This is a genomic window from Williamsia herbipolensis, assembly GCF_000964005.1.
GTDB classification, from domain to species: Bacteria; Actinomycetota; Actinomycetes; order Mycobacteriales; family Mycobacteriaceae; genus Williamsia_A; species Williamsia_A herbipolensis.
In genome coordinates this window covers 171,989-193,616 of record NZ_JXYP01000021.1, presented here as the reverse complement: position 1 = coordinate 193,616, position 21,628 = coordinate 171,989, and the positions used below count along the sequence as shown (strand labels likewise).

Sequence of the window (21,628 nt, the reverse complement as noted above, 5' to 3'; positions counted from 1 at the left end):
TGCTCGTCGCTCATGAACGCGATCCAATCCACATCGCCGATGCGACGACGGCGATGACGCCGACGACCCACATCGCCATTCCCTCCGACACCGGTCCGAACCCGCCGAGCGCGTAGCCACCCTGCGGGTTGGTCTCGCTGGCGTACTTCACGTAGCCGATGATGTCCTTCTTCTCGTCCTCCGTGAGCTGACGATCGGAGAACTTCGGCATGTTCTGCGGACCGGTGAGCATCGCGGTGTAGATCTGCTGCTCGTTCGCCGGGTCGAGGGTGGGCGCGTACTTGCCCGAGGACAGGGCTCCGCCGCGACCGGTGAAGTTGTGGCACGAGGCGCAGTTCAGGCGGAACAGCTCGCTGCCGCGCCCGATGTCGTTGCCGCGCAGTTCGCCCATGGCCTTGACCGGGTAGCCGTTCTCGACCTTCACGGTGCCGTCGGCGTTGTGCTCGTAGACGACCGACGGACCGCCGCCGACCGACTGGACGTAGGCGCCGAGCTGGTCGACCTGGGCCTCGGTGAACTTGGCCGGCTTGCGGGCGGCCTGGGCCTCACCGCGCACCGCGGGCATGCGGCCCGAGGACACCTGGAAGTAGACAGACGCGTCACCGACACCGACGAGCGAGGGCCCGCGGTCCTGGACGCCGTCGAGGTTGCGACCGTGGCAGGTGATGCACGAGGTCTCGTAGAGCTTCTTGCCGTCCTGGATCAGGGCGGCGTTGGTCTGCGCATCGGCGGTGGCGACCTGGGGGGTCGGGGTGATCGCCGTGGCGAGTCCACCGGCCACCATCAGGCCCGCGAGCAGGAGCAGGGCGCCGGTCGCGCGGCGACGGAGCTTGCGACGCGACTTCGCGCGCCGGGCATCGGTGCGCTGGGTGCCGGGGTTGCCGGCGCCGACCCCGTCGACCGAGTCGTCGGCCGTGGTGGGCGGGGGAGAAGAACTCATCTCTGCTCTCTCTGGTGGTTGCGGGCTGCGAGCGTGCGATCGTCGGCCGAGATGTCTCGGCGTCGTATCACCGGATGAAGTAGATGGTCGCGAAGAGGCCGATCCACACGATGTCGACGAAGTGCCAGTAGTACGACACGACGATCGCCGCGGTGGCCTGCGCCGGGGTGAACTTGCTGAGCTTGGTGCGGATCAGCAGGAAGATGAAGGCGATGAGGCCGCCGATGACGTGCAGACCGTGGAACCCGGTGGCCATGTAGAACACCGACCCGTAGGCGCTCGACGACAGCGTCGTCCCCTCGTGCACCAGGTGGTAGTACTCGTAGCCCTGACCACCGACGAAGAACGCGCCCATGATGAAGGTGAGGATGTACCAGCGGCGGAGACCGAAGACGTCACCGCGCTCGGCGGCGAACACGCCCATCTGGCAGGTCACCGACGACAGGATGAGCACCGCCGTGACCGGGATGGCCAGGAAGAGGTTCAGCTCCGTCGGTTCCGGGGGCCAGTTGCCACCCGAGTTCGCTCGGGCGACGAAATACATCGCGAACAAACCCGCGAAAAACATGAGCTCACTGGACAGCCAGACGATGGTGCCCACGCTGACCATGTTGGGACGGTTCAGAGAGTGCACCCTCGAGGTGATGGCTGTGCCCGAGGTACCTGCAGCGCTAGTCACAGATTGAAGTATGACGGTTCGTAGTAACCGAACACCAGCTGGGTGGGAGAAAATGTCGCAAATGATCGAGGAGTGCTGCTCATGGCCCGTGACCTGAACGGACACCCGGTTGCGACCGGGGGTCTGCAACGCCTGTTCGGGCGCCTGCGGGGTGGTTCGGCGGCGGCATCGGAGCCGGCCCCGGGTGATCCCGATCTCGTCGTCGTCGCCGAGTGTTTCGACGACACCGCGGCGGCCTCGTCGGTGCTCGCGGACTCGGCGTGGCGCGAGCCCGACCAGGCGGTGCTGCGGCACCTGTTGGTGGTGCCGTCCGAACAGATGGAGGCCGTCGCGGAGACCGCGGCGCAGGACGGCTACGAGGTCGTCGACGCCGACGGCATCGACGGTCCGGAGGTCAAGTCGGGGCCCGGTATGGAGCGTGTCGCGTTGGCGCGCACGCAGCTCGTCGACGCGCTGCACTGTTCGCAGGAGCGGTCGCGCATGGCGGGTCTCGGTGCCCGCCACGACGGGACCGTGCTCGGGTGGCAGGTGCTCCAGCGGCCGGAGTCCTGACCGGTCGCCCCAACCGGCGCGTGTCGGGCACTCGGGGGGACGAATACGCTCACCGTCATGAATCCCCGTGGTGACCGCAGTACGGCCGCTCAGTCCGGTGTCGTGGAGTCCGCTGCCGCGACCTGGCCGTCGGTCCTGGGCGCACTCGCCGACGGCGGCGACCTGTCGGCCGGATGGGCACGCTGGGCGATGAACGAGATCATGTCCGACAACGCGACCGCCGCCCAGATCGCCGCCTTCGGTGTGGCTCTGAAGATCAAGGGGCCCGTGGCCGAGGAACTCAACGCGCTCGCCGCGGAGATGCTCGCGCACTCGGTGCGGGTCGCGGTGGACGGGCCGGCGGTCGACATCGTCGGCACCGGCGGTGACCGGTCGAACACGGTCAACATCTCGACGATGGCGTCGATCGTGGTCGCCGCGGCGGGGGTCCCGGTGGTCAAACACGGCAACCGGTCGGCGTCGTCGCGCAGCGGTGGCGCCGACGTGTTGGAGAGCCTCGGTGTCGACATCACGCTGCGCGCCGACGACGTCGCCCGCAGTGTCGCGACACTGGGGATCGGCTTCTGTTTCGCGCCGGTGTTCCACCCGGCGCTGCGATTCGCCTCCGCTCCGCGCAAGGAGATCGGCATCCCCACGGTGTTCAACGTGTTGGGCGCGCTCACCAACCCGGCGCAGCCCTCGAGTGGGCTCGTGGGGTGTGCGTTCGCCGATCTGGCGCCGGTCGTCGCCGAGGCCTTCGCGCGTCGGGGCAACTCGGTCCTGGTGGTGCGGGGCGACGACGGTCTCGACGAACTGACCACGACGACGACCTCGACGGTATGGGTCGCCGCGGGTGGCTCGGTACAGGTGTCGACATTCGACCCGACCCGCATCGGGGTGGCGCGCTGCGATCCGGCCGACCTCCGCGGTGGCGATGCCGAGCACAACGCCGGAGTGGCCCGTGATCTGGTCGCGGGCGGTCCCGGTCCGGTGCGCGACGCGGTGCTGCTCAACGCCGCGGGGGCGATCGTCGCCCACGATCTCGCCGCCGACGACCGGTCCGACACCGTCGCACTCCGCGAGGACGACCTCTACGGCCGCATCGAGTCCGCGATCACGCGGGCGGCCGGCGCGATCGACAGCGGGGCGGCCGCCGACCTGCTGACCCGGTGGGCGGCGTTCACGTAGTTCGCCTCGCGCCCCCGGCGGTCACTCGCCGATCGAGAACCCGGCGTCGACGTCGGAGCTGGAGAACGTCTTGAAGGCGATGTGGGTCGCGGTGTGGCGTACCCCGGGCAGCTTGTTGATGGTGCCGGTGACGACCGCCGCGATCTGCTCGTGGTCGCGGACCGCGACCGTCGCGATGAGGTCGACGTCGCCTGCGCAGGAGTAGACCTCGCGAACGCCCTCGACGTCGGCCACGGCCTGCGCGGTCTCGTCGATGGCGTGGACGTCGGCGGAGATGAGGACGATGGCCGTGATCATCTGTCCGAGTCTATGGCGCCGCGGACCCCGAACGGCCGCGACAGCACGATCAGCCCGCCAGCGAGAGCAGTTCCCGCGATCGGGACCGCGCGACGCCCGCACGGTCACGCCACTGCGACCACCGCGCCGTCGACCGCACCGGCATCACGAAACCATCGGTGCTGCAGACGATCCGGGTACCCGGCGTCACGAGCCACGCGTGCACCAGCGCCGCCTCCTCGGACGCCGCCCCCCGCAGGGGACCCGGACCGGGCACCACCGTCTCGGCCGACGCCGCCAACGCCTCGGCGATCGCGACCGGTGGGGCCCCGCGCACGGAGACCCCCGCCGCGGCGAGTCGGCCGTGGCGGATCACCGCGAGTTCCCAACCGCCCGCGCCGTCGGACCGCGCGGCGACCAGCTCGGCGATGGCGCACAGCGACGCCAGCCGCTGGCAGCGCTCCAGCGACGACAGCGTCGTCGACAGCTGGTCGCGCAGGCGCGCCGCGGTCTCGAACATCTCCGCCGCGGCGAGGACGTCGAGGCGGTCGAGGACCGACTCCAACGGCGAGTCGTCGTCGCCGACCAGGATCGCCCGGGCGCGCGCCGCGACCGGTGCGTACTCCTCTGCGCTCACCGGTTCGGCGCCGGCGCCGCGACACCCGCCGACCGGTCGTCGGCCGGCATCGGTCAGCCCGCAGGAGTGCCGACCCGACGCCCCGATCCGCCGTGTGCACGTCCGCAACCCGCACACGTCGGCCACGAGATCGGCCAGGGCGGCGGCGTCGGAGCGCACCCGCACCGGCCCCACCGACACCTCGCCGGGACGGCGGCTCACCGTGAAGCGGGGGAAGGCCTCGTCGGTGAGCACCACCCACCACCCGGCGTGCGGCGTCTTGGAACGGCGGTTGTAGGCGGGTGCGTGTGCGGCCAGCAGTCGCAGTTCCCGGACCCCGGCCTCGAGCCGGTGGGCGCACTCGACGTGATCGACCCGGGTCGCGAGCGAGATCATCTCGCGCATCCTGGGCCGTGTCTCCGAGCCCGTGAAGTACTGCCGTGTCCGTCGGCGCAGATCGGTGGCGGTGCCGACGTAGAGGACCTCACCGGAGGGGCCGCGGAAGAGGTAGACCCCGGGCCGTGCCGGGAGACCGTCGGTGATGGTGCGTTTCGCGCGCTGGGCGGTGGTGAGACCCGGCAGGAACTCGACGAGTTCGCGATAGGTGTGGACGCCGAGGTTGCCCACCCGTTCGAACAGGGCGTGCATCACCTCGACGGTGGCGCGGGCGTCGTCGAGGGCGCGGTGCGTCGGGGTGGTGCCGACGGCGAACAGGCGGGCGAGGGCCGAGAGCTTCACCGTCGGCGCCTCGTCGCGCGGCAACACCCGCCGGGCGAGGGTGACGGTGCACAGCACGCGACGGAACCGCCACGGTCGGCCCTGGGCCGTCGCGGCGGCGCGCAGGAAGCCGGTGTCGAAGCGGGCGTTGTGCGCCACGAGCACACACCCGTCGGCGAACTCGAGGAACGCGGGCAACACCTCCTCGATCCTCGGGGCCCGGTAGACCATCGCCTCGGTGATGCCGGTGAGGGCCACGATGTGCCGGGGGATGGCGCATCCCGGATCGATCAGCGTGGCGAACTCGCCGAGGATCTCCCCTCCGCGCACCTTGACCGCGCCGATCTCGGTGATGCGGTCGGCGACCGGGCTGCCGCCGGTCGTCTCGAGGTCCACGACGACAAAGGTCGTCTCCCGTAACGGGGTGTCGTTGCCGAGGTCCCCGATCTCGTCGAAGGCCAGCTGCACGCCGCGGTCGTCGACGTCGGCGGCGGTCACGACGTCGTCGATTCGGCGGTGCCCATGTGATGAGGGTGACGCATGAGGCGAACGTTAGTTCGACACCCCGACAACCACGCCCGCAGCCGCGAGCGCGGTCGGGTTGTCGGAGGGGGTGTCTAGCGTCCCCGTCATACCGGCCGACACCGGTGAGAGACCGCGGATCGGACAGCTCGACGCCGTTGCATTCCGCCCGAACGCCTTCCCGGCACAAATGAGATGGAGATCACAATGCACATCGACTGCGCGACGTGCCCCGGTCGTCCCCGGTCCTGCGACGGCTGCATGATGACCGTGTTCGTCGGATTGCCCACTGCGGTGAACAGCACCGATGGTCTGCGCTCGGTGCCGCCGCCGGCAGCCGGAGACGTCGACGCGGTCCGTGACGCCGTCGATGTGTTCATCGGCCTGGGACTGGTCGGCCCGTCCGCGCGTCGCGAACCGATCGTCACCGAAACGCGTGGTCACGACTCGCAGCACCTCGCTGACGTGCGAGAACTACGCGCAGGCTGACCTTTCACGCGGCAACGCGCCGAACTCGTGTCCCGGTGGACAGATCGACGTACGGTTTCGTAACCTTTCCGAGACCTTGCGGGGTGTCCCGCGACGCCAAGTCGCGGATCGCGAGGTCACCGCTCAATCGCCCCCAGGGGCGAATCGGGGAACCATCACTTCGGACCCAGTCCGATCGGGGTGAATCCTCCGTGTGTTCGAGCGGCCGGTCGGGATCAGATCTCGCACGTCCGCGCGCTCTCACGGGGGTAGGGCCAGTCTTCCGGCCCGAATCCGACAGCTAACCCGGTAGGCGGTCGAGGAAGATCTGAGGAGAACTCGCTTCGTGGCGAAACATCGTTTGGAACAGCCCAGCACCGGTCTCAAGACGGCGCGAGGAGCTGTGATCGCAGGGTCGATCACCCTGGGCACCGTGGCGATGGGGGCAGGACCCGCGTTGGCCGCCCCGGTGACCGTCCCCGGCATCGGGACGTTCGAGATCCCCGGCATCACCGAGAACCAGATCCCCCCGCAGTTCAAGGCCAAGCCGAAGCCGAACGGCCCCGAGTCGTCGCCCGATCTGTTCGGACGCAACGGCGCTCTCGGTCAGCGCGCCGCGTCGGCCGCGCTCACCCGCATCGGCTCGCCGTACGTCTACGGCGCCGCGGGTCCCCGCGCCTTCGATTGCTCCGGTCTCGTCTACTGGTCGTTCAAGCAGGCCGGCAAGACCATCCCGCGTGACAGCTACGGCCAGCTCGGCGGCGGTCGTCCCGTGTCGGAGAGCGACCTGCGCCCCGGCGACGTGGTCATCTTCAACGGCGGCTCGCACGCCGGCCTCTACATCGGCAACGGCATGATCGTGCACTCGAGCACCGAGGGTGTGCCGGTGCAGAAGGCGAGCCTCAAGTCGATGGATTTCTACGCCGCTCGTCGCTACTGAGAGACATCCGGCCGTCGGCCGATCCGGCTGTCACCGAACATCCATCGCGGGGGTTCGGTGACCCGTATCCTTCCCGGCGGACGGCGGGGGGCGCTGATCTCCTCCCGGTTGTGCGGACTGCCCCTCGGGTGACGTGAAACCGGGAACCGGTGTGGTGGAAGTGGTGAGTCGACGAATGCGTGTGGTGAGCGACAACGCGATGGCGCGTGCGATCTCGGCGGTCCAGATGACCCTCGTGCTCGCGGTCGCCCTGGTCCTCGCCGTCACCCTCGCGACACCGGCGGGCGCCGAGCCCGCACCCCGCTCGCCCGATCAACTGCTGACCCGCTACACCTCCCTCGGACGCGAGGCCGAGCAGTCGGCCGAGGCCATGCACCGCGCCGAGGAGGAGCTCGGCCAGCGACGTCGTGATGTCGCCGCCGCCGATGCCCGTGCCGCGAAGGCCACCGCGACTCTCGACGGTCTGTCGTCACGACTCGACGAACTCCAGAACCGCGTGGACGCGCTCGTGCGCGCCAGCTACCGCGGTGCACGCGTGAACCGTCTCTACGCCGTGCTCGTCTCCGACTCCCCGCAGTCACTGCTCGACCAGATGTCCGGCCTCGAGATGGTCTCGCGTCAGACCTCGTCCGACCTGCGGGCCTACAAGTCGGCCAGCGCCTCGGCGACCGCGGCCCGCGCCGAGGCCGTCGCCGCCCGGGACTCCGCCGCGAAGGCCCTCGCCGCCGTCGACAGGACCCGCGGCGACCTGCAGGCCAAGCAGAGCGATCTGCAGCTCCAGATCGCCCAGGTCAAGGCCATCTACGAATCGCTCACCGGCAAGCAGCTCGCCGCCCTTCGTGGGCCGAACATCGACTTCGACCCGTCCCTGATCCCGAAGGGCACCGCCGCAGCCGTCGTCGCGGTGCAGGCCGCGCTCACCCGCATCGGCGACCCCTACGTGTGGGGCGCCACCGGGCCGACCCAGTTCGACTGCTCGGGACTGATGGTGTGGGCGTTCAAGCAGGCCGGCGAGACCCTGCCGCGCTCGAGCGAATCCCAACTCTCCGGGGGAACGCCGGTCGCCCGTGGTGATCTGCGGCCCGGCGATCTGATCATCTACTACCCGGACGCGTCCCACGTGGGCATGTACGTCGGCGACGGGTACGTGGTGCACGCCTCGACGTTCGGCGTCCCGGTCAAGGTCGTGCCGATCGACCAGGCCGGCCCGTACAACTCCGCCCGGCGCTACTGACGGTGACGCGCCGATGGGGTGCGGTCCCGATCGCGGTCGCACTGCTGGTCCTGGCCGCCTGCGGTGACGGGGGTGGCGACACCACGACACCGACGTCGCAGACACAGAATGTCTTCGAACAACAGCGCACCGACGGTGTGCAGGCGACGCTGGCGAAGCTGAGCGCGGCACAGAAAGCCGGTGATGCGAACGCGATCGGGGCACTGGTCGACGTGACCGCCGCCCCGGCGTTCCGCCAGACCCTCGTCGCCGAGGGCACCGCCATCCACGACGTCGGACTCTCGACGCTCGAGTACCGCATCGACCCGGCCAGCTCCGGCGGTCTGGGTGAACAACTGCTCCCCGAGGCGGTCCAGTCCCGACTCGACGACGCGGGCAGTTCCGATTCCTGGGTCGTCCCCACCGTCCTGCGGTACGCCCTCGCCGGCGTCGACGAGCCGCCGGTAACCGTCACCGATCCGCTCGTGTTCGCGCGCTACGGCGACGACTGGAAGATCGTGGGCCAGGCGGGGCCGCTGCTGGGGACCTCGGCCGCCCCATCGCCGGAGTTCTTCGACTTCCCGGGGGTGGCCGCGCGTCGTGTCGCGACCGGTGGGAAGCAGTCGGTGGTGCTCGACTACCCGGGCAGTCGCGCGCTGGGCGCACGCCTGCAGTCGGCGATGCCGGGAGCGGTCGCCGCGGTCGCGGCGTTCTGGGGCCCCGACTGGCCGCGCCGGACCGTCGTCGTCGCGACCGACTCGACCACGGTCTTCTCCGCCCTGTCGCGCAGTGCGCCGGCCGACGCGAGCGCCGCTGCGGCCGCCACCGTCTCGGCCTCCGACGACGCGGTGGGCGGATACACGGTGGGCCAGCGTGTGGTGTTCACCCCCGGCGCGATCACCCGACTGCCGGGGCCCGCTCTGGACGTGGTGCTGCGACACGAACTGACCCACGTCGCCGCCCGCACGTCGACGAAACCGACCGCGGCGACCTGGGTGACCGAGGGCGTCGCCGAGTACGTGGGACGGGCGGGCACCTACCGGTCGATCAGCGACGCCGCGCCCGACCTGATGGCCGAGGTCGCCGCCGGATCGGTGCCGACCGGACTGCCCGCCGACGACGCGTTCACGGTGTCCGGGGCCGGGGCGCCGATCGCGTATCAGACAGCATGGTCGTTCGCGGCCTACGTGGCGCAGACGCACGGCGCCGCCGATCTGAAGAAGCTCTATCTGTCCCTCGCGGGCGGGCCGAGCACCCCGGCCCAACAGGCGCAGGCCATGACCGCCGCTCTCGGCGGTCCCGGCGCCGCGGTCATCTCCGGCTGGCAGCAGTGGCTGCGCGACGCCGCCCGACGGTGACGCGCGAGCCATCGATGAACCGAACCCTGCTGGTCACCAACGACTTCCCGCCGCGTGCCGGCGGAATCCAGTCGTATCTGCTGAATCTGGTGGAGCGGATGCCCGCGCGCGACATCGTCGTCTACGCGCCGCGGTGGCGGGACTGCGAGGCGTTCGACGCGGCGCAACCGTTCACCGTGGTGCGCCACCGCACCAGCCTCATGCTGCCGACTCCGGCGGTCGCGCGACGGGCCCGCGCCCTCATCGCCGAACACGACATCCACACGGTCTGGTTCGGCGCGGCGGCACCGTTGGCGGTGCTCGCCCCCCATCTCCGCGCCGGCGGCGCGCGGCGGATCGTGGCCAGCACACACGGCCACGAGGTGGGGTGGTCGATGCTCCCCGCGGCCCGCCAGGTGCTCGGCCACATCGGCTCCCACGCCGACGTGGTGACCTACGTCAGTCGCTACACCCGCAACCGTTTCGCCGCCGCCTTCGGTGCGGACGCCGCGCTCGAACACCTGCCCCCCGGGGTCGACAGTCGGCGTTTCGTTCCCGATCATGCTGCGCGCGAACGTATCCGGGACCGTCACGATCTCGGTGACGCTCCGGTGGTGCTGTGTCTGTCACGACTTGTCCCGCGCAAGGGGCAGGACGCCCTGATCGACGCACTCGCCGACATCCGGCGCAACGTTGCCGGCACCCGGCTGCTCATCGTCGGCGGCGGACCGTATCGCGAGACGCTCGAACGCAGGGCACGCGAGGCGGGCGTCGCCGAGCACGTGGTGTTCACCGGATCGGTGGCGTCGGAGGACGTACCGGCCTACCACGCGACCGCCGACGTCTTCGCCATGCCGACACGGACCCGCGGGGGCGGACTCGACGTGGAGGGGCTCGGCATCGTGTTCCTCGAGGCCTCGGCGTGTGGCGTGCCGGTCGTCGCCGGCGACTCCGGCGGTGCACCCGAGACCGTGCGCGAGGGCGTGACCGGCACGGTGGTGGACGGTCGCGACGTCGCGGCCGTCGGGTTGGCGATCTGTGCGATCCTCTCCGATCGGCCACATGCGGCCGCGATGGGCGCCGCGGGGCGCGATGTCGTTGTGTCCGAATGGCAGTGGGATTCCATGGCCGCTCGACTGATGCAGCTGCTGTAGATCCATGGACCGCGAACCGATGTCCACCGCCACACAGACCCGTCGCGGACGGCCGCGCGGATGCGGCACGCTGCGTGTGTGTGCCGGGGTCGATGTGTGAAGCTAGTGCGGTGAGCAGCATCCAGGTGGCCGACGAGACGTTCGTCGCCGCGTCGGCACACGACGCTCCTCGGGTCCTCGCCGATCGGTCGCGGTGGCGGCGCTGGTGGCCAGACCTGCACCTCACCGTCGTCGAGGACCGCGTCGAACAGGGGATGCGGTGGTCGATCTCCGGCGGTGCGAACGGCACCATGGAGGTCTGGCTCGAGGAGGTGCTCGACGGTTTCGTCCTGCACTACTTCATGCACGCCGAACCCGCCGAGACCGACGACGGTGTCGCCGAGGGTTCCGCGCGCCGCCGCGCCACATGGCTGGCGTCGGCCAACCACCGTCGACGCGTCGCCGGACGCGCGATGTCCACCGAGGTGAAAGACCGCCTCGAAGCCGGACGAGCGGCCGGGGAACCGGCCGTGGGGAGAGGGTGAGTCGATGGCCGACCGCACCGAACAATCGATAGTCATCAACGCCGACGCCGAGGCGATCATGGCGGTGATCGCCGATTTCGCGCGCTACCCCGAATGGGTGTCGGCGGCCGACGAGGTCACCGTCACCGATCCCGGCGACGGCAGGCGTGCCAAGCAGGTGCGTTTCCGCCTCGACGCCGGGGTCCTACGCGACACCTACGAGTTGTCCTACACCTGGGCGCCCGCCGGCGACGCGGTCGAGTGGGACCTGATCAGCAGCGAACTGCAGACCGCCCAGCAGGGTCGGTACTCCCTCGTCCAGCAGACGTCGGGCTCGACGAAGGTGACCTACGAACTGATGGTCGATCTGGCGATCCCGATCATCGGGGCGCTCAAGCGGCGCGCGGAGAAGGCCATCACCGACGTCGCCCTCAAGGAACTCAAGAAGCGAGTCGAGGGCTGATCGATCTGGCGCCGGTCCACCTCGTGCTGGGACCGGGGGGAGCGGGTGTGTCGACCATCGCCGCGGCGGCCGCAGTCGGGCCGGTGCGGGGGGGCCCCGACGGCCGCGCACTCCTGATCACCCTCGACCGGTTCCGGCAGGCGTCGCGGGTGTTCGGCGTGTACTCGACTCCGGGCGTTGCCGTTCCGATCTCGCAGGGTGCGGCACTGCTCGAGATCGACACCCTCGCGCTGTTGGGTGAGGCCTGGTCGGGTCTGCGGAGCCCGGTCTCCCTCGCCGGCGGCGCCGTCACCGAGGGTCTCGGCGACATCGACCCCGAGGAGCTGACGGGGCTACCCGGCATCGCCGAACTCCTCGCCTGGCGCCGCATCCGCGACGAGGCCGTCTCCGGCCGCTGGTCGCGGATCGTGCTCGACTGCTCCGGGGAGATGGACGCACTGGGCTTCCTCGGTGTCCCGGCGATGGTGGCCGGCTACGTGGAGCGACTCTGGCCCCGACACCGACGATTGGCCGGTGCGGCCGAGAACCCCCGACTCACCGGTGGCGCGGCCGTCGTGGACGCACTGGTGGCCGACTGCCTCGACATCGTCGAGCTCCTCGTCGACCCGACGTGTGTGCACGCGCACGTGGTCGTCCCGACCGGTGTCCACGGCACCGAGATGGCGCAACGCCACGTCGCCGTCCTCGACCTCATGGGCATCGTCACCGCGGAGGTCTTCCGCAACCCCGGTGTCGCCTCCGCCGAACCGGCGGCCGACATCGACACCACACCGCCGCGCGACGGCGTGGGCGTCGTCGGCGTCGCGTCCCTCCCGACCCCGCCACGGACCGTCGCCGCCCTGCGCAAACTGGGTGTCGCGGTCTCCGATGGGCCGGGTGTCGCGGTGGGCAGCCGGGCGGCCGAGGTCGAGCACCTCTCGGGCACCGGGGTGACCGCGACCTACCGTCTCTCGTGGCGGCAACCGCTGCCCGATCCACGATCACTCGCCCTCGGCCGCAGCGGCGACGACCTCCTGGTCACGCTGAGCGGTGTCCGCCACCGTGTGTCGCTGCCGTCGGTCCTGCGTCGGTGCACGGTGACCGATGCCCGATGGGAGGATGGCATGCTGAACATCCGGTTCCGGCCCGATCCTGCGGTGTGGCCCCGGACCGGGCAGGGTGTCGACTGACATCCGCCGTCGTCGGGACAGTGCGACCGGCGAGAACCACGACGAGGAGATGACGCGTGTCCTGCCGACATGTGTCGGCGAATACGCCAGGGAGAAGGAATGGACGAATCGGCCCGCGGGGAGAGACCTCCCGACGCGGATCCGATGCGTGCACTCGTCCTCGCGATGCTCGACCGGATCGAACAGTTCGCGACCACCGTCATCAGCGATCGTGACGGGGGACCGCCCGCCAACGGCGACCGCTCGTCGGCCGATCTCGGTCCGGCCATCCGACAGGCCGTCGACCAGATGATCGCCGAGATCGGTGACATCGTGAACCGCCTCATCGTGGCGGCGATCGCCGTGCTGGAGGCCATCTCGGCGGGTCTCACCGAAGCCGTCGGCGAACGGGCACAACGCACCGCCTCGACCCGACCGGCGCACACGACCGGGTTCGTGCCGATCACCGTCGAGGTCGAGACCGGGGAGCCGCAGTTGTGACCGGCGATCTGACCATCGGGATCGACATCGGCGGCACCAGCATCCGTGCCGCCGTGGTCGACGAACGGGGTCAGATCGTCGACACCGCACGTGCCCAGACACCCGCCACCGCGTGGGCGCTGGAGAAGTGTCTCGACCACATGGTCGACCGGCTGCGGTCGCGGTCGGAGGTGGTGGCGGTGGGGCTCGCGATCGCCGGCTTCCTCACCCCGGACCGTTCGGTGGTCCGCTTCGCCCCGCACCTGCCCTGGCGTGAGACCGCCGTCGCGGCCGAGATGTCGCGTCGCACAGGGCTTCCCGTGTCGTGCGAACACGACGCGAATGCCGCCGCCATCGCCGAACGTCGTTTCGGTGCCGCCGCCGGTGGCCACAACACCATCGTTCTCGCCATCGGTACCGGCATCGGCGTCGGGTTCCTCCTCGAGGGGGAGATCTACCGCGGGAGTCACGGTGTGGCGCCCGAGCTCGGCCACCTGCAGGTGGTCGTCGACGGTCGTCCCTGCTCGTGCGGTAAACGCGGATGCTGGGAGAGATATTGCAGCGGAACGGCTCTCGTCGACAACGTCGTCGAGATCGTTGCCGACGGCAGGGTGCCCACGAGTGCCCTCGCGCGCGAGATCGCCGAGGACCCCGGTTCGCTCACGGGTCGGCGGGTGGCCGCCGCGGCGCACGACGGCGACCCGGTGGCGGTGGCGGCGTTCGCCGACTTCGCCCGATGGCTCGGTCAGGGCATGGCGATGATCGCCGACATCTTCGACCCCGATCTCATCGTGCTGGCCGGCGGTGTCGGTGCCGCCGGTGGCCTGTTCCTCGACGAGGCGCGCGAACACTACGGCGCGATGGTGACCGGTAGCGGTCACCGACGGCTGGCCCGCATCCGCAGCACCCAACTCGGCGAGGCCGCCGGGATGATCGGTGCCGCGGCGGTCGCCAGATCCGATCTCGCCGACGGTGTCCCCGTACTGCGTGGGTGAGTAGAGTCGTCCGCAGTTGCGAGTGGTTGCGGATTCGGGGCACGTCGGGTCGATCGGAGTTGCTGGGGTATGTGGTACTGGCTGTTCAAGTACGTCCTGTTGGGGCCGGTCCTCAAGCTGGTCGGTCGACCCCGTGTCGAGGGTCTCGAGAATCTCCCGTCGCGTGGCCCGGCGATCCTTGCCAGCAATCACCTCGCCGTCGTCGACAGCTTCTACCTTCCGATGGCCGTTCCGCGTCGTATCTACTTTCTCGCCAAGAGCGAGTACTTCACCGGCACCGGACTGAAGGGCGGCTTCCAGCGGTGGTTCTTCACCGCGGTCGGCCAGATCCCGATCGATCGCAGCGGCGCCGACGCCGCCGAGAACGCGCTCATCTCCGCGCGCCGCAAACTCGAGTCCGGTGAGTTGATGGGTATGTACCCCGAGGGCACACGCTCACCCGACGGACGGTTGTTCAAGGGCAAGACCGGCCTCGCTCGCATCGCCATGGAGACCGGCGTCCCCGTGATCCCGGTTGCGATGATCAACACCGACAAGCTGAACCCGCCCGGCACCACCATCCCCCGGCGGGCGCAGATCACGGTGAAGATCGGTAAGCCACTGGACTTCTCGCGCTATGAGGGCATGAACGGCAACCGCTTCATCGAGCGTGCGGTGACCGACGAGATCATGTACGAACTGATGCGCCTGAGCGGTCAGAAGTACGTCGACATCTACGCCGCCAGTCTGAAGAACGCCCCCGAGGGTGCCGCGCCGGCGATCCCGGGGGAGCGCTCGGAACCCGCCGCCTGACCGACCACGACGATCGTCACGAGGACCGCCAGTCCCCACAGGCAGTACGCGTTTCCCGCGACGGCCTCGACCACCGACCAGCGCGACGAGTGGACGGGCAGGAACTGGAACGGCCCGGCCACCATCACCAGTGTGCCGACGCCGGCGAGCGCCGCGTGGGAACGACGCACCAGGCGATCGTCGGTACGCGTCGCCACCACGGCCAGCGCGATGATCGCCGGGACCGCCCACACCCAGTGGTGCGCCCACGACGTCGGTGAGACCATCACCGCCCACACCGCGACCACCGACACCGCGAGCACGTCGCCGCCGAGGCGGTCGCACCGACGCAGCGCCATGACGGCCAACGCGGTCAGGCCGACCACCGACACCGCCCAGACCACCTGCTCGGCCGGCCCGGACCAGCCGAGCACCCGGATCCAGAACCCGTTGACACTCTGGTTGATACCGCCGGACAGGTCGCCGATGCGATCGGTGTGGAAGACGGTGTGGCCCCAGTAGCGGACCGAATCCACCGGCGCCCACACCAGTCCCAGCAGAGCCAGGCCGACGAACGTCCCGATCGCGCGAGACGTCGCCCGCCACTCGCGTCGCACGATCAGGAACAGGACGAACGCGAGCGGGGTCAGCTTGATCGCGGCCGCCACCCCGATGAGCGTGCCGCGCCACCGGGAACCGGTCGGCAAGACCAACAGATCGACGGCGACGAGCACCATCAGCACGACGTTGACCTGTCCGAAGCCGAGTGTCATCCAGTAGGGGTTGGTCCACAGCGCAGCGGTCGCGACCGCGAGGGTGGTCGTCCCGCGGCGGGTGGCGGGTCCGATCTCCAGCCGGATGACGACGATGCGTGACACGACCACCGTCGCCGCGACGGTCGCCAGCGCGATCGCCGCGCCGGCGACCACCAGAGGCACCACGGTGAACGGCAGGAACGACAGAGCCGCGAACGGGGGATAGGTGAACGGCAGCCAGATCCCGTCGGTGGTGAACGGCATCGACCCCGCGGCGTACAACGATCCGCCGTTGCGCCACAGCTGCGCCCCGAGCCGGTACACGTCGATGTCGATGCGCGCGAAGTCACCGAACGAACGGGTCAGCGGCATCCCGACCACCCGGACCAGCGCGGTGGCGACGAACATCGCCACGACCACGGCGGTCACCGCCCGCGCCGCGATACGCCTAGGCTTTTCCGAATGCGCTTCTTCTACGACTCCGAGTTCATCGAAGACGGACGCACCATCGAGCTCGTCTCGATCGGTGTCGTCGCCGAGGACGGTCGGGAGTTCTACGCGGTCTCCTCGGAGTTCGATCCCGAGCGCGCCGGGGACTGGGTCAGGGCTCATGTGTTGCCACACTTGCCGTCGCCGTCGTCGAAGGTGTGGCGTAGCAGGCGACAGATACGTGACGATCTGTTGAACTTCTTGACCGCCTCAGGTGGCGACATCGAGTTGTGGGCGTGGATCGGCGCCTACGACCACGTGGTGTTGTGCCAGCTCTGGGGATCGATGACGGCGCTGCCACGGCCGATCCCGCGGTTCACCCGCGAGCTCCGACAGCACTGGGAGTCGCTGGGGCGGCCGCCGCTGCCGCCGTCGCCCGCCGACGCCCACGACGCCCTCGTCGACGCGCGACACAATCTGGCCCGATGGAAGGCCATGACCGAGCTCACCGCCTGACCTGCGCACGACCGCGGGAGGGGCTGCGGCGCGCGGGCACTAAGCTGGGCCGGTGGTGAACTGGACCGTAGACGTACCGCTCGACGAACTGCCCGAGCTGCCCCCGATTCCCGGCGCTCTGGCCGATCGCTTCGCCGCGGCCCTCGGGCGGCCCGCGCTGCAGCAGCCGAGCTGGCCCGAGGACAAGGCCCGCGCGATGCGCACCGTGCTGGAGAGCGTGCCGCCGATCTGCATGCCCGAGGAGGTGCACCGCCTGTCGGGTCAGCTGGCCCAGGTCGCACGCGGTGAGGCGTTCCTCCTGCAGGGCGGCGACTGCGCCGAGACCTTCGTCGACAACACCGAACCACACATCAAGGGCAACATCCGCACGCTGTTGCAGATGGCCGTGGTGCTCACCTACGGCGCCAGCATGCCGGTGGTGAAGGTCGCCCGCATAGCCGGGCAGTACGCGAAGCCCCGGTCGTCGAACACCGACGCCCTCGGCCTGCCGTCGTACCGCGGCGACATGGTCAACGGTTTCGTCGCCGACGAGGCGGTGCGCGCACACGATCCGTCACGCCTGGTGCGCGCCTACGCCAACGCGAGCGCAGCCATGAACCTGGTGCGCGCCCTGACCGGTGCGGGCCTCGCCGATCTGCACCGCGTCCACGACTGGAACCGCGAGTTCGTGCGGACCTCGCCCGCGGGGGCCCGCTACGAGGCGCTGGCCTCCGAGATCGACCGGGCGCTGCGGTTCATGGACGCGTGCGAGGTGCGTGATTCGAACCTGGAGTCGGCCAACATCTTCGCCTCCCACGAGGCGCTGGTGCTCGACTACGAGCGCGGACTGCTGCGTCTGGCCGAGAACCCCGCCGACCCCGAGGGCGACCCGGTGCTGTTCGACCTGTCGGCCCACTTCCTGTGGATCGGCGAGCGGACCCGCCAGCTCGACGGCGCGCACATCGCGCTGGCCGAGCTGATCGCCAACCCGATCGGTGTGAAGATCGGCCCGACGACGACGCCCGAACAGGCCGTCGAGTACGTCGAGCGACTCGACCCGCATCGTGTCGACGGGCGTCTGACACTGGTGGCGCGGATGGGCAACGGCAACGTACGCGACGTACTGCCGCCGATCGTCGCGGCGGTCGAGGCCACCGGCCACAAGGTGATCTGGCAGTGCGACCCGATGCACGGCAACACTCACGAGGCGTCGACCGGGTTCAAGACACGGCACTTCGACCGCATCGTCGACGAGGTGCAGGGGTTCTTCGAGGTCCACCGTGCCCTGGGCTCACACCCCGGTGGCGTGCACATCGAGCTCACCGGCGAGGACGTCACCGAATGCCTCGGTGGCGCACAGGACATCTCCGACCTCGATCTGGCCGGCCGTTACGAGACCGCCTGCGACCCGCGCCTCAACACCCAGCAGTCATTGGAGCTGGCGTTCCTCGTCGCGGAGATGTTGCGCGGCTGAGGCCGATCCGTCCGTGGCGCGAGGCGCGTTCAGGCGAACTGCGTCCCGAGCCACCAGCCGCCGACGGCCATGGCGATCGCGAGGATCGCGATCATCACGGTCAGAACCCGGGCCCGTCGGCGCGCCCGTAGCCGGGCCTCGGCGAACTCCACGGCGTGCGCGGCCAGGCGGGGACGTGCACGGTCCTCCTCGTCGAACCGTGGACGATCGAACCGAGGGTCGTCGCGCGGATCGTCCCCGTCGTCGATGCGTGTGTGCGAGGTCGGCGGCGGACCGACCGGGCCCGAGTCCATCATCCGGGTGTCGGTGCGCGGCACGGGTCCTCGCGGGGTCGGCGGGGCCACCGGTGCGCGGCCGTTGCGATAAGCGACCACCGTCTCGCGCTCGGCCGATCGTGTCGGGGCGGGAACGGTGAACGGCGGGAGGCGCAGGTCGTCGATGATCGACTCGAGGGCGTCGAGCATGTCGTCGCCGTCGGCGAAACGCGCCTGCGGGTCGCGGGCGGTCGCCGTGAGGACGAGATCGTCGAACTCCCGCGGCACCCCGGCGATGACCCGGCTCGGCGGTCCGACGTCGCGGTGCAATCGCGCGTACGCGAGCGCGAGCGAGGTGTCTCCGGTGAACGGTGTTGTCCCGGTCAGCATCTCGTAGACGAGGATGCCCATGGAGTAGATGTCGCTGCGGGCGTCGGAATCGGCCGACTCGACCTGTTCGGGCGACAGGTAGGCCGCGGTGCCGAGGATGACGCTGTCGGAGGTGATGCCCGCAGCGGCGATCGCGCGCACCAGGCCGAAGTCGACGACCTTCACATCCCCGCTGTCGGAGATCAACACGTTCTCGGGTTTGACGTCGCGGTGGACGAGACCGTGGGCGTGCGCGGCGCCCAGACCACCGAGCACCGGCACCGCCACGGCCGCGACCGCATGCGGGGGCATCGGTCCGCGCTCGGTGAGCAGCTCGCGCAGCGTCCCGCCCTCGACGAGTTCCATCACGAGGAAGGCGTATTCGCCGTCGACGCCCTGGTCGTAGACCGGCACCAGACCGGGATCCTTGAGGCGGGCCACCGAGCGTGCCTCGAACTCGAACCGCGACAGGAACTGCGGGTCGGCGCTGTACCGCGGGTCCATCACCTTCACCGCGACCGGTCGGTCGAGGCGCAGATCCATCCCGAGGTACACGCTCGACATACCGCCGCGCGCGATGAGCGCGTCGATCCGGTACCGGCGTTCGAGTCGTGCGCCCAGCAGGACGTCGCGTACGGCACTCATCCGCGTGCGTCCGGCTCTGCGATGTCCATCCGATCAGCCTAGCGAGCCACAGGTGTCTCTCCGGTGCAGGCGTGTTCGTGCCGACGTCACGTTTCGGTAGGGTTTCCCGCGTGGCCTCCCTTCCGATGACCGTTGTCGACCTGCCCGACGGCGAGCCGCTGCTCGACATCACCGGCGCGGCCCGGCGCCTCGGGCTCTCGGCGGGCAAGATCCGCACGATGGTCGCCGAGCACGAGTTGCTGGCGGTCAACGTCGAGGGCCAGCCGATGATCCCCGAGGTCTTCTTCGACGACGACGGCATCGCGAAGCACCTCACCGGACTGATCGCCGTGCTCTACGACGGTGGATTCGACCGCGACGGGGTCATGCGGTGGCTGTTCACCGTCCACGACGACCTCGGCGAGTACCCCGCCCGCGCGCTGCACGGACATTCCGCCCGCGAGATGATCCGACGGGCCCAGGCACTCGGGTTCTGACACGGCGTCCCGCTAGGGCGAGATGATCGCCGTCGCGTACGCCGGGTTGGACGGGGTGCCCAGGCCCGTCGTCTTGTCGTACCCCGCGGTCGTCGCATAGACCTGTGCGTTCCCGGTGATGGAGTTCGTCCCGGTGGTGATGTCGTGGAACGCCGTCGGGGTGGCGGTGGCGACCTTGTAGAGCGTCGGGTTGATGTTGCCGAAGCGGACACCTCCCGCCTTGGCGGCGGCCAGCGCGAACAGACCCGCGTTGAGCGGGGCCGCACCACTGGTGCCCGCCGACGCGCTCCAGCCGCCGCCGTTGTCGTTGCCGTTCTGGTCGATCAGTTCGGTGCGGACACTGAACTGGTATTCGGCGGCGACGGCCGAGATGTCGGGCACCTGCCGCTTGGCGCCGGTGTCGACGCCGGTGCCGGTCTGCCAGGACGGTCGGGCGAAGTAGGTCGACACGCCACCGCCGCCGGCGCCGCGGAACGACGTGTCGGTGCCGGTCGCGTAGTCGTTCCACACCTTGTCGTTGGCCCAGGCCCCGGTGGTCGAGTTGATGTAGAGGCGGGTGCCGCCGACGCTCGTCACGTTCGGGTCGGATGCCGGGTAGTCGACGGTGATGGTCGTGTCGCGCGAACTCGGGTCCCACTGGTCGGATGCGCCGTGATCGCCCGCGGCGTCGACGAACGTCTGTCCCTGCGCCACACCCTGGGCGATGATGTTCGACAGCGCGCGGATACCCGATGCGCCTTCCCGTTGTTCGGACGCGCCCCAGCTGATGGAGACGATCGACGCGCGGTTGTCGGACACGATCCTGCCGTAGAGATCGACGTCGGCGCTGTCGGTGTTGGGAGCCTGGTAGTCGAGGATCGTCGCCTTCGGGGCGATGGCGTGCAACACCTCGATGTCGAGGTCGACCTCACCCTGACCGGACAGATCGCCGGCGGGTCCGCCGTCGACGTTTACTGTCTGGACCGCGGGAGCGGTGATGCCGTACTGGGCGTCGTAGGCCTGGTAGTTCGCCGGGTGGTACCCCGAGAACTCGACGAGTGCGATGGTCTGACCGGCGCCGCCGTTGCCTCCGATGGACGATGTCGCGTACGCGGAGGCCAGCTCCTTCGCCGTGAAACCGCCCTTGGGCCCGGTGCCCTTGTCCGTCGCCGCGTTCGGCACCACCTTGGGGGTCTGGGTGATCTGCGTCGTCGGCGGCGGGGTGACGGGTAGAGGGTTGTCGGTGAGCCCGGAGACGTCGGTGATGATCGACGCCGCCGCGGGCGATGCCTTCGCACTGCTGTCGGCACCGATGAACTTCGCGCCGTTCGTAGGATCCCGGTACTGCGAGAGCGATGTCCCGAAGGTGTCCCCGAGCTGGCCCACCGTTCCCGACGCGGTGATGGTCTGTGTGCCCGGGGTGAGGCTGCCGACCTGGAGACCGTGCGACGTCAGGTAGTTCGAGACCGTCGAGACCTGGGTGGGTGAGGGGCCGAAACGATCGGCGAACTCCCTGGGGGACAGGAATTTCCGGAACTGCGCCGACGCGGGGTCGCTCACCGATGTGTCGAAGTCGGCCAATCCCTGAGGATCTCGCGACGCGAGGGCCACCGTCACCGTGCGACGCTCCTGTGTAGGGGCGCCACCCACCTTTGCCGACCGTGCCACGCGGGGGCTGACCTGGGCGCGTCCGTTGTCGACCGGTGCCACCGGTGCGTCACCGGAGGGTGCCGCCCACGCGACTCCCGAGCCGAGGGCGACGGCGACCACCGTTGCCGCGGTGACCGGGATCAGGCGTCTCGATGCCATGT

23 protein-coding genes and 1 riboswitch are annotated in these 21,628 nt (G+C 69.9%); of the genes, 16 read left to right on the top strand and 7 right to left on the bottom strand.

Going from position 1 to position 21,628, the window contains the following annotated elements; genetic code table 11:
- Positions 1-10: 10 nt before the first annotated feature.
- Together qcrC and ctaE are read right to left on the bottom strand one after the other, a co-directional pair.
- The gene (gene qcrC / locus TU34_RS12150) at positions 11-940 is read right to left on the bottom strand and encodes a cytochrome bc1 complex diheme cytochrome c subunit (protein WP_045823106.1); all 930 of its coding nucleotides are present in this window, start codon (positions 938-940) and stop codon (positions 11-13) included.
- Between the two features lie 67 nt (positions 941-1,007).
- Complete coding sequence (gene ctaE / locus TU34_RS12145) at positions 1,008-1,619, bottom strand: aa3-type cytochrome oxidase subunit III (protein ID WP_082080203.1); 612 nt, start codon at positions 1,617-1,619, stop codon at positions 1,008-1,010.
- An 81-nt stretch (positions 1,620-1,700) separates the two neighbouring features.
- Between ctaE and TU34_RS12140 the strand changes: the two genes are divergently transcribed.
- Both TU34_RS12140 and trpD read left to right on the top strand, forming a co-directional pair.
- Positions 1,701-2,171 carry a hypothetical protein gene (locus TU34_RS12140; RefSeq protein ID WP_052688909.1) on the top strand — a complete coding sequence of 157 codons (471 nt, stop codon included), beginning with the start codon at positions 1,701-1,703 and terminating at the stop codon, positions 2,169-2,171.
- A gap of 57 nt (positions 2,172-2,228) precedes the next feature.
- The gene (trpD, locus tag TU34_RS12135; RefSeq protein WP_045823104.1) at positions 2,229-3,338 is read left to right on the top strand and encodes an anthranilate phosphoribosyltransferase; all 1,110 of its coding nucleotides are present in this window, start codon (positions 2,229-2,231) and stop codon (positions 3,336-3,338) included.
- Positions 3,339-3,359: 21 nt separating this feature from the next.
- On the opposite strand, the gene TU34_RS12130 is transcribed toward trpD, so the two are convergent.
- Positions 3,360-3,635, bottom strand: coding sequence for an Lrp/AsnC family transcriptional regulator (locus tag TU34_RS12130; protein WP_045823103.1), 276 nt, complete (start codon positions 3,633-3,635; stop codon positions 3,360-3,362).
- A gap of 49 nt (positions 3,636-3,684) precedes the next feature.
- Positions 3,685-5,445 carry a DEDD exonuclease domain-containing protein gene (locus tag TU34_RS12125; protein WP_420835179.1) on the bottom strand — a complete coding sequence of 587 codons (1,761 nt, stop codon included), beginning with the start codon at positions 5,443-5,445 and terminating at the stop codon, positions 3,685-3,687.
- 231 nt (positions 5,446-5,676) lie between these two features.
- Here TU34_RS12125 and TU34_RS12120 point away from each other — a divergent pair, with 231 nt between their 5' ends.
- The 11 genes from TU34_RS12120 to TU34_RS12070 all read left to right on the top strand — a co-directional run bounded on the left by TU34_RS12120 (position 5,677) and on the right by TU34_RS12070 (position 14,962).
- Positions 5,677-5,958 (top strand): hypothetical protein, encoded by a 282-nt coding sequence (locus TU34_RS12120; protein ID WP_160298524.1) that lies wholly within the window; start codon positions 5,677-5,679, stop codon positions 5,956-5,958.
- 110 nt (positions 5,959-6,068) lie between these two features.
- Positions 6,069-6,268: riboswitch (cyclic di-AMP (ydaO/yuaA leader) on the top strand.
- 15 nt (positions 6,269-6,283) lie between these two features.
- A complete protein-coding gene (locus TU34_RS12115) occupies positions 6,284-6,877 on the top strand; it encodes a C40 family peptidase (RefSeq protein WP_045823101.1) in 594 nt (197 codons plus the stop codon).
- Positions 6,878-7,037: 160 nt separating this feature from the next.
- Positions 7,038-8,111 (top strand): NlpC/P60 family protein, encoded by a 1,074-nt coding sequence (locus tag TU34_RS12110; RefSeq protein ID WP_420835182.1) that lies wholly within the window; start codon positions 7,038-7,040, stop codon positions 8,109-8,111.
- Between the two features lie 2 nt (positions 8,112-8,113).
- Positions 8,114-9,448 (top strand): hypothetical protein, encoded by a 1,335-nt coding sequence (locus tag TU34_RS12105; protein WP_052688886.1) that lies wholly within the window; start codon positions 8,114-8,116, stop codon positions 9,446-9,448.
- A 14-nt stretch (positions 9,449-9,462) separates the two neighbouring features.
- Positions 9,463-10,581, top strand: coding sequence for a glycosyltransferase family 4 protein (locus TU34_RS12100; protein ID WP_045823100.1), 1,119 nt, complete (start codon positions 9,463-9,465; stop codon positions 10,579-10,581).
- Between the two features lie 110 nt (positions 10,582-10,691).
- Positions 10,692-11,105 (top strand): hypothetical protein, encoded by a 414-nt coding sequence (locus tag TU34_RS12095; protein WP_045823099.1) that lies wholly within the window; start codon positions 10,692-10,694, stop codon positions 11,103-11,105.
- A gap of 4 nt (positions 11,106-11,109) precedes the next feature.
- A complete protein-coding gene (locus TU34_RS12090; protein ID WP_045823098.1) occupies positions 11,110-11,547 on the top strand; it encodes an SRPBCC family protein in 438 nt (145 codons plus the stop codon).
- 23 nt (positions 11,548-11,570) lie between these two features.
- Positions 11,571-12,716 (top strand): ArsA family ATPase, encoded by a 1,146-nt coding sequence (locus TU34_RS12085; protein ID WP_052688885.1) that lies wholly within the window; start codon positions 11,571-11,573, stop codon positions 12,714-12,716.
- Positions 12,717-12,815: 99 nt separating this feature from the next.
- Positions 12,816-13,196, top strand: a complete 381-nt coding sequence (locus TU34_RS12080; protein WP_045823097.1) for a hypothetical protein — start codon at positions 12,816-12,818, stop codon at positions 13,194-13,196.
- Positions 13,193-14,170 carry an ROK family protein gene (locus TU34_RS12075; protein ID WP_045823096.1) on the top strand — a complete coding sequence of 326 codons (978 nt, stop codon included), beginning with the start codon at positions 13,193-13,195 and terminating at the stop codon, positions 14,168-14,170. The genes TU34_RS12080 and TU34_RS12075 overlap by 4 nt, the downstream gene beginning before the upstream one ends.
- 69 nt (positions 14,171-14,239) lie before the next feature.
- On the top strand, positions 14,240-14,962 hold the full coding sequence (locus TU34_RS12070) for a lysophospholipid acyltransferase family protein (protein ID WP_045823095.1): 723 nt from the start codon (positions 14,240-14,242) through the stop codon (positions 14,960-14,962).
- Here the strand turns inward: TU34_RS12070 and TU34_RS12065 are convergent.
- Entirely contained in the window at positions 14,884-16,125 is a 1,242-nt protein-coding gene (locus TU34_RS12065; protein ID WP_052688884.1) for a glycosyltransferase 87 family protein, read from the bottom strand. The genes TU34_RS12070 and TU34_RS12065 overlap by 79 nt on opposite strands.
- A 33-nt stretch (positions 16,126-16,158) precedes the next feature.
- Between TU34_RS12065 and TU34_RS12060 the strand changes: the two genes are divergently transcribed.
- On the top strand, positions 16,159-16,641 hold the full coding sequence (locus TU34_RS12060) for a polyadenylate-specific 3'-exoribonuclease AS (RefSeq protein ID WP_045823298.1): 483 nt from the start codon (positions 16,159-16,161) through the stop codon (positions 16,639-16,641).
- 52 nt (positions 16,642-16,693) lie between these two features.
- Positions 16,694-18,094, top strand: coding sequence for a class II 3-deoxy-7-phosphoheptulonate synthase (locus TU34_RS12055; RefSeq protein WP_045823094.1), 1,401 nt, complete (start codon positions 16,694-16,696; stop codon positions 18,092-18,094).
- A gap of 29 nt (positions 18,095-18,123) precedes the next feature.
- On the opposite strand, the gene TU34_RS12050 is transcribed toward TU34_RS12055, so the two are convergent.
- Positions 18,124-19,362, bottom strand: coding sequence for a protein kinase domain-containing protein (locus TU34_RS12050; protein ID WP_045823093.1), 1,239 nt, complete (start codon positions 19,360-19,362; stop codon positions 18,124-18,126).
- A 110-nt stretch (positions 19,363-19,472) separates the two neighbouring features.
- Between TU34_RS12050 and TU34_RS12045 the strand changes: the two genes are divergently transcribed.
- Complete coding sequence (locus TU34_RS12045) at positions 19,473-19,838, top strand: Rv2175c family DNA-binding protein (RefSeq protein ID WP_045823092.1); 366 nt, start codon at positions 19,473-19,475, stop codon at positions 19,836-19,838.
- 12 nt (positions 19,839-19,850) lie between these two features.
- Here the strand turns inward: TU34_RS12045 and TU34_RS12040 are convergent, their stop codons facing one another.
- Positions 19,851-21,626, bottom strand: coding sequence for a S53 family peptidase (locus TU34_RS12040; RefSeq protein ID WP_082080201.1), 1,776 nt, complete (start codon positions 21,624-21,626; stop codon positions 19,851-19,853).
- Between the last annotated feature and the right edge of the window lie 2 nt (positions 21,627-21,628).

Coding starts and splice junctions, on each gene's coding strand:
- qcrC (WP_045823106.1), bottom strand. CDS start 940: ATGAGTTCTTCTCCCCCGCCCACCACGGCCGACGACTCGGTCGACGGG.
- TU34_RS12140 (WP_052688909.1), top strand. CDS start 1,701: ATGGCCCGTGACCTGAACGGACACCCGGTTGCGACCGGGGGTCTGCAA.
- trpD (WP_045823104.1), top strand. CDS start 2,229: ATGAATCCCCGTGGTGACCGCAGTACGGCCGCTCAGTCCGGTGTCGTG.
- TU34_RS12130 (WP_045823103.1), bottom strand. CDS start 3,635: ATGATCACGGCCATCGTCCTCATCTCCGCCGACGTCCACGCCATCGAC.
- TU34_RS12120 (WP_160298524.1), top strand. CDS start 5,677: ATGCACATCGACTGCGCGACGTGCCCCGGTCGTCCCCGGTCCTGCGAC.
- TU34_RS12100 (WP_045823100.1), top strand. CDS start 9,463: ATGAACCGAACCCTGCTGGTCACCAACGACTTCCCGCCGCGTGCCGGC.
- TU34_RS12090 (WP_045823098.1), top strand. CDS start 11,110: ATGGCCGACCGCACCGAACAATCGATAGTCATCAACGCCGACGCCGAG.
- TU34_RS12080 (WP_045823097.1), top strand. CDS start 12,816: ATGGACGAATCGGCCCGCGGGGAGAGACCTCCCGACGCGGATCCGATG.
- TU34_RS12070 (WP_045823095.1), top strand. CDS start 14,240: ATGTGGTACTGGCTGTTCAAGTACGTCCTGTTGGGGCCGGTCCTCAAG.
- TU34_RS12060 (WP_045823298.1), top strand. CDS start 16,159: ATGCGCTTCTTCTACGACTCCGAGTTCATCGAAGACGGACGCACCATC.
- TU34_RS12050 (WP_045823093.1), bottom strand. CDS start 19,362: ATGAGTGCCGTACGCGACGTCCTGCTGGGCGCACGACTCGAACGCCGG.
- TU34_RS12040 (WP_082080201.1), bottom strand. CDS start 21,626: ATGGCATCGAGACGCCTGATCCCGGTCACCGCGGCAACGGTGGTCGCC.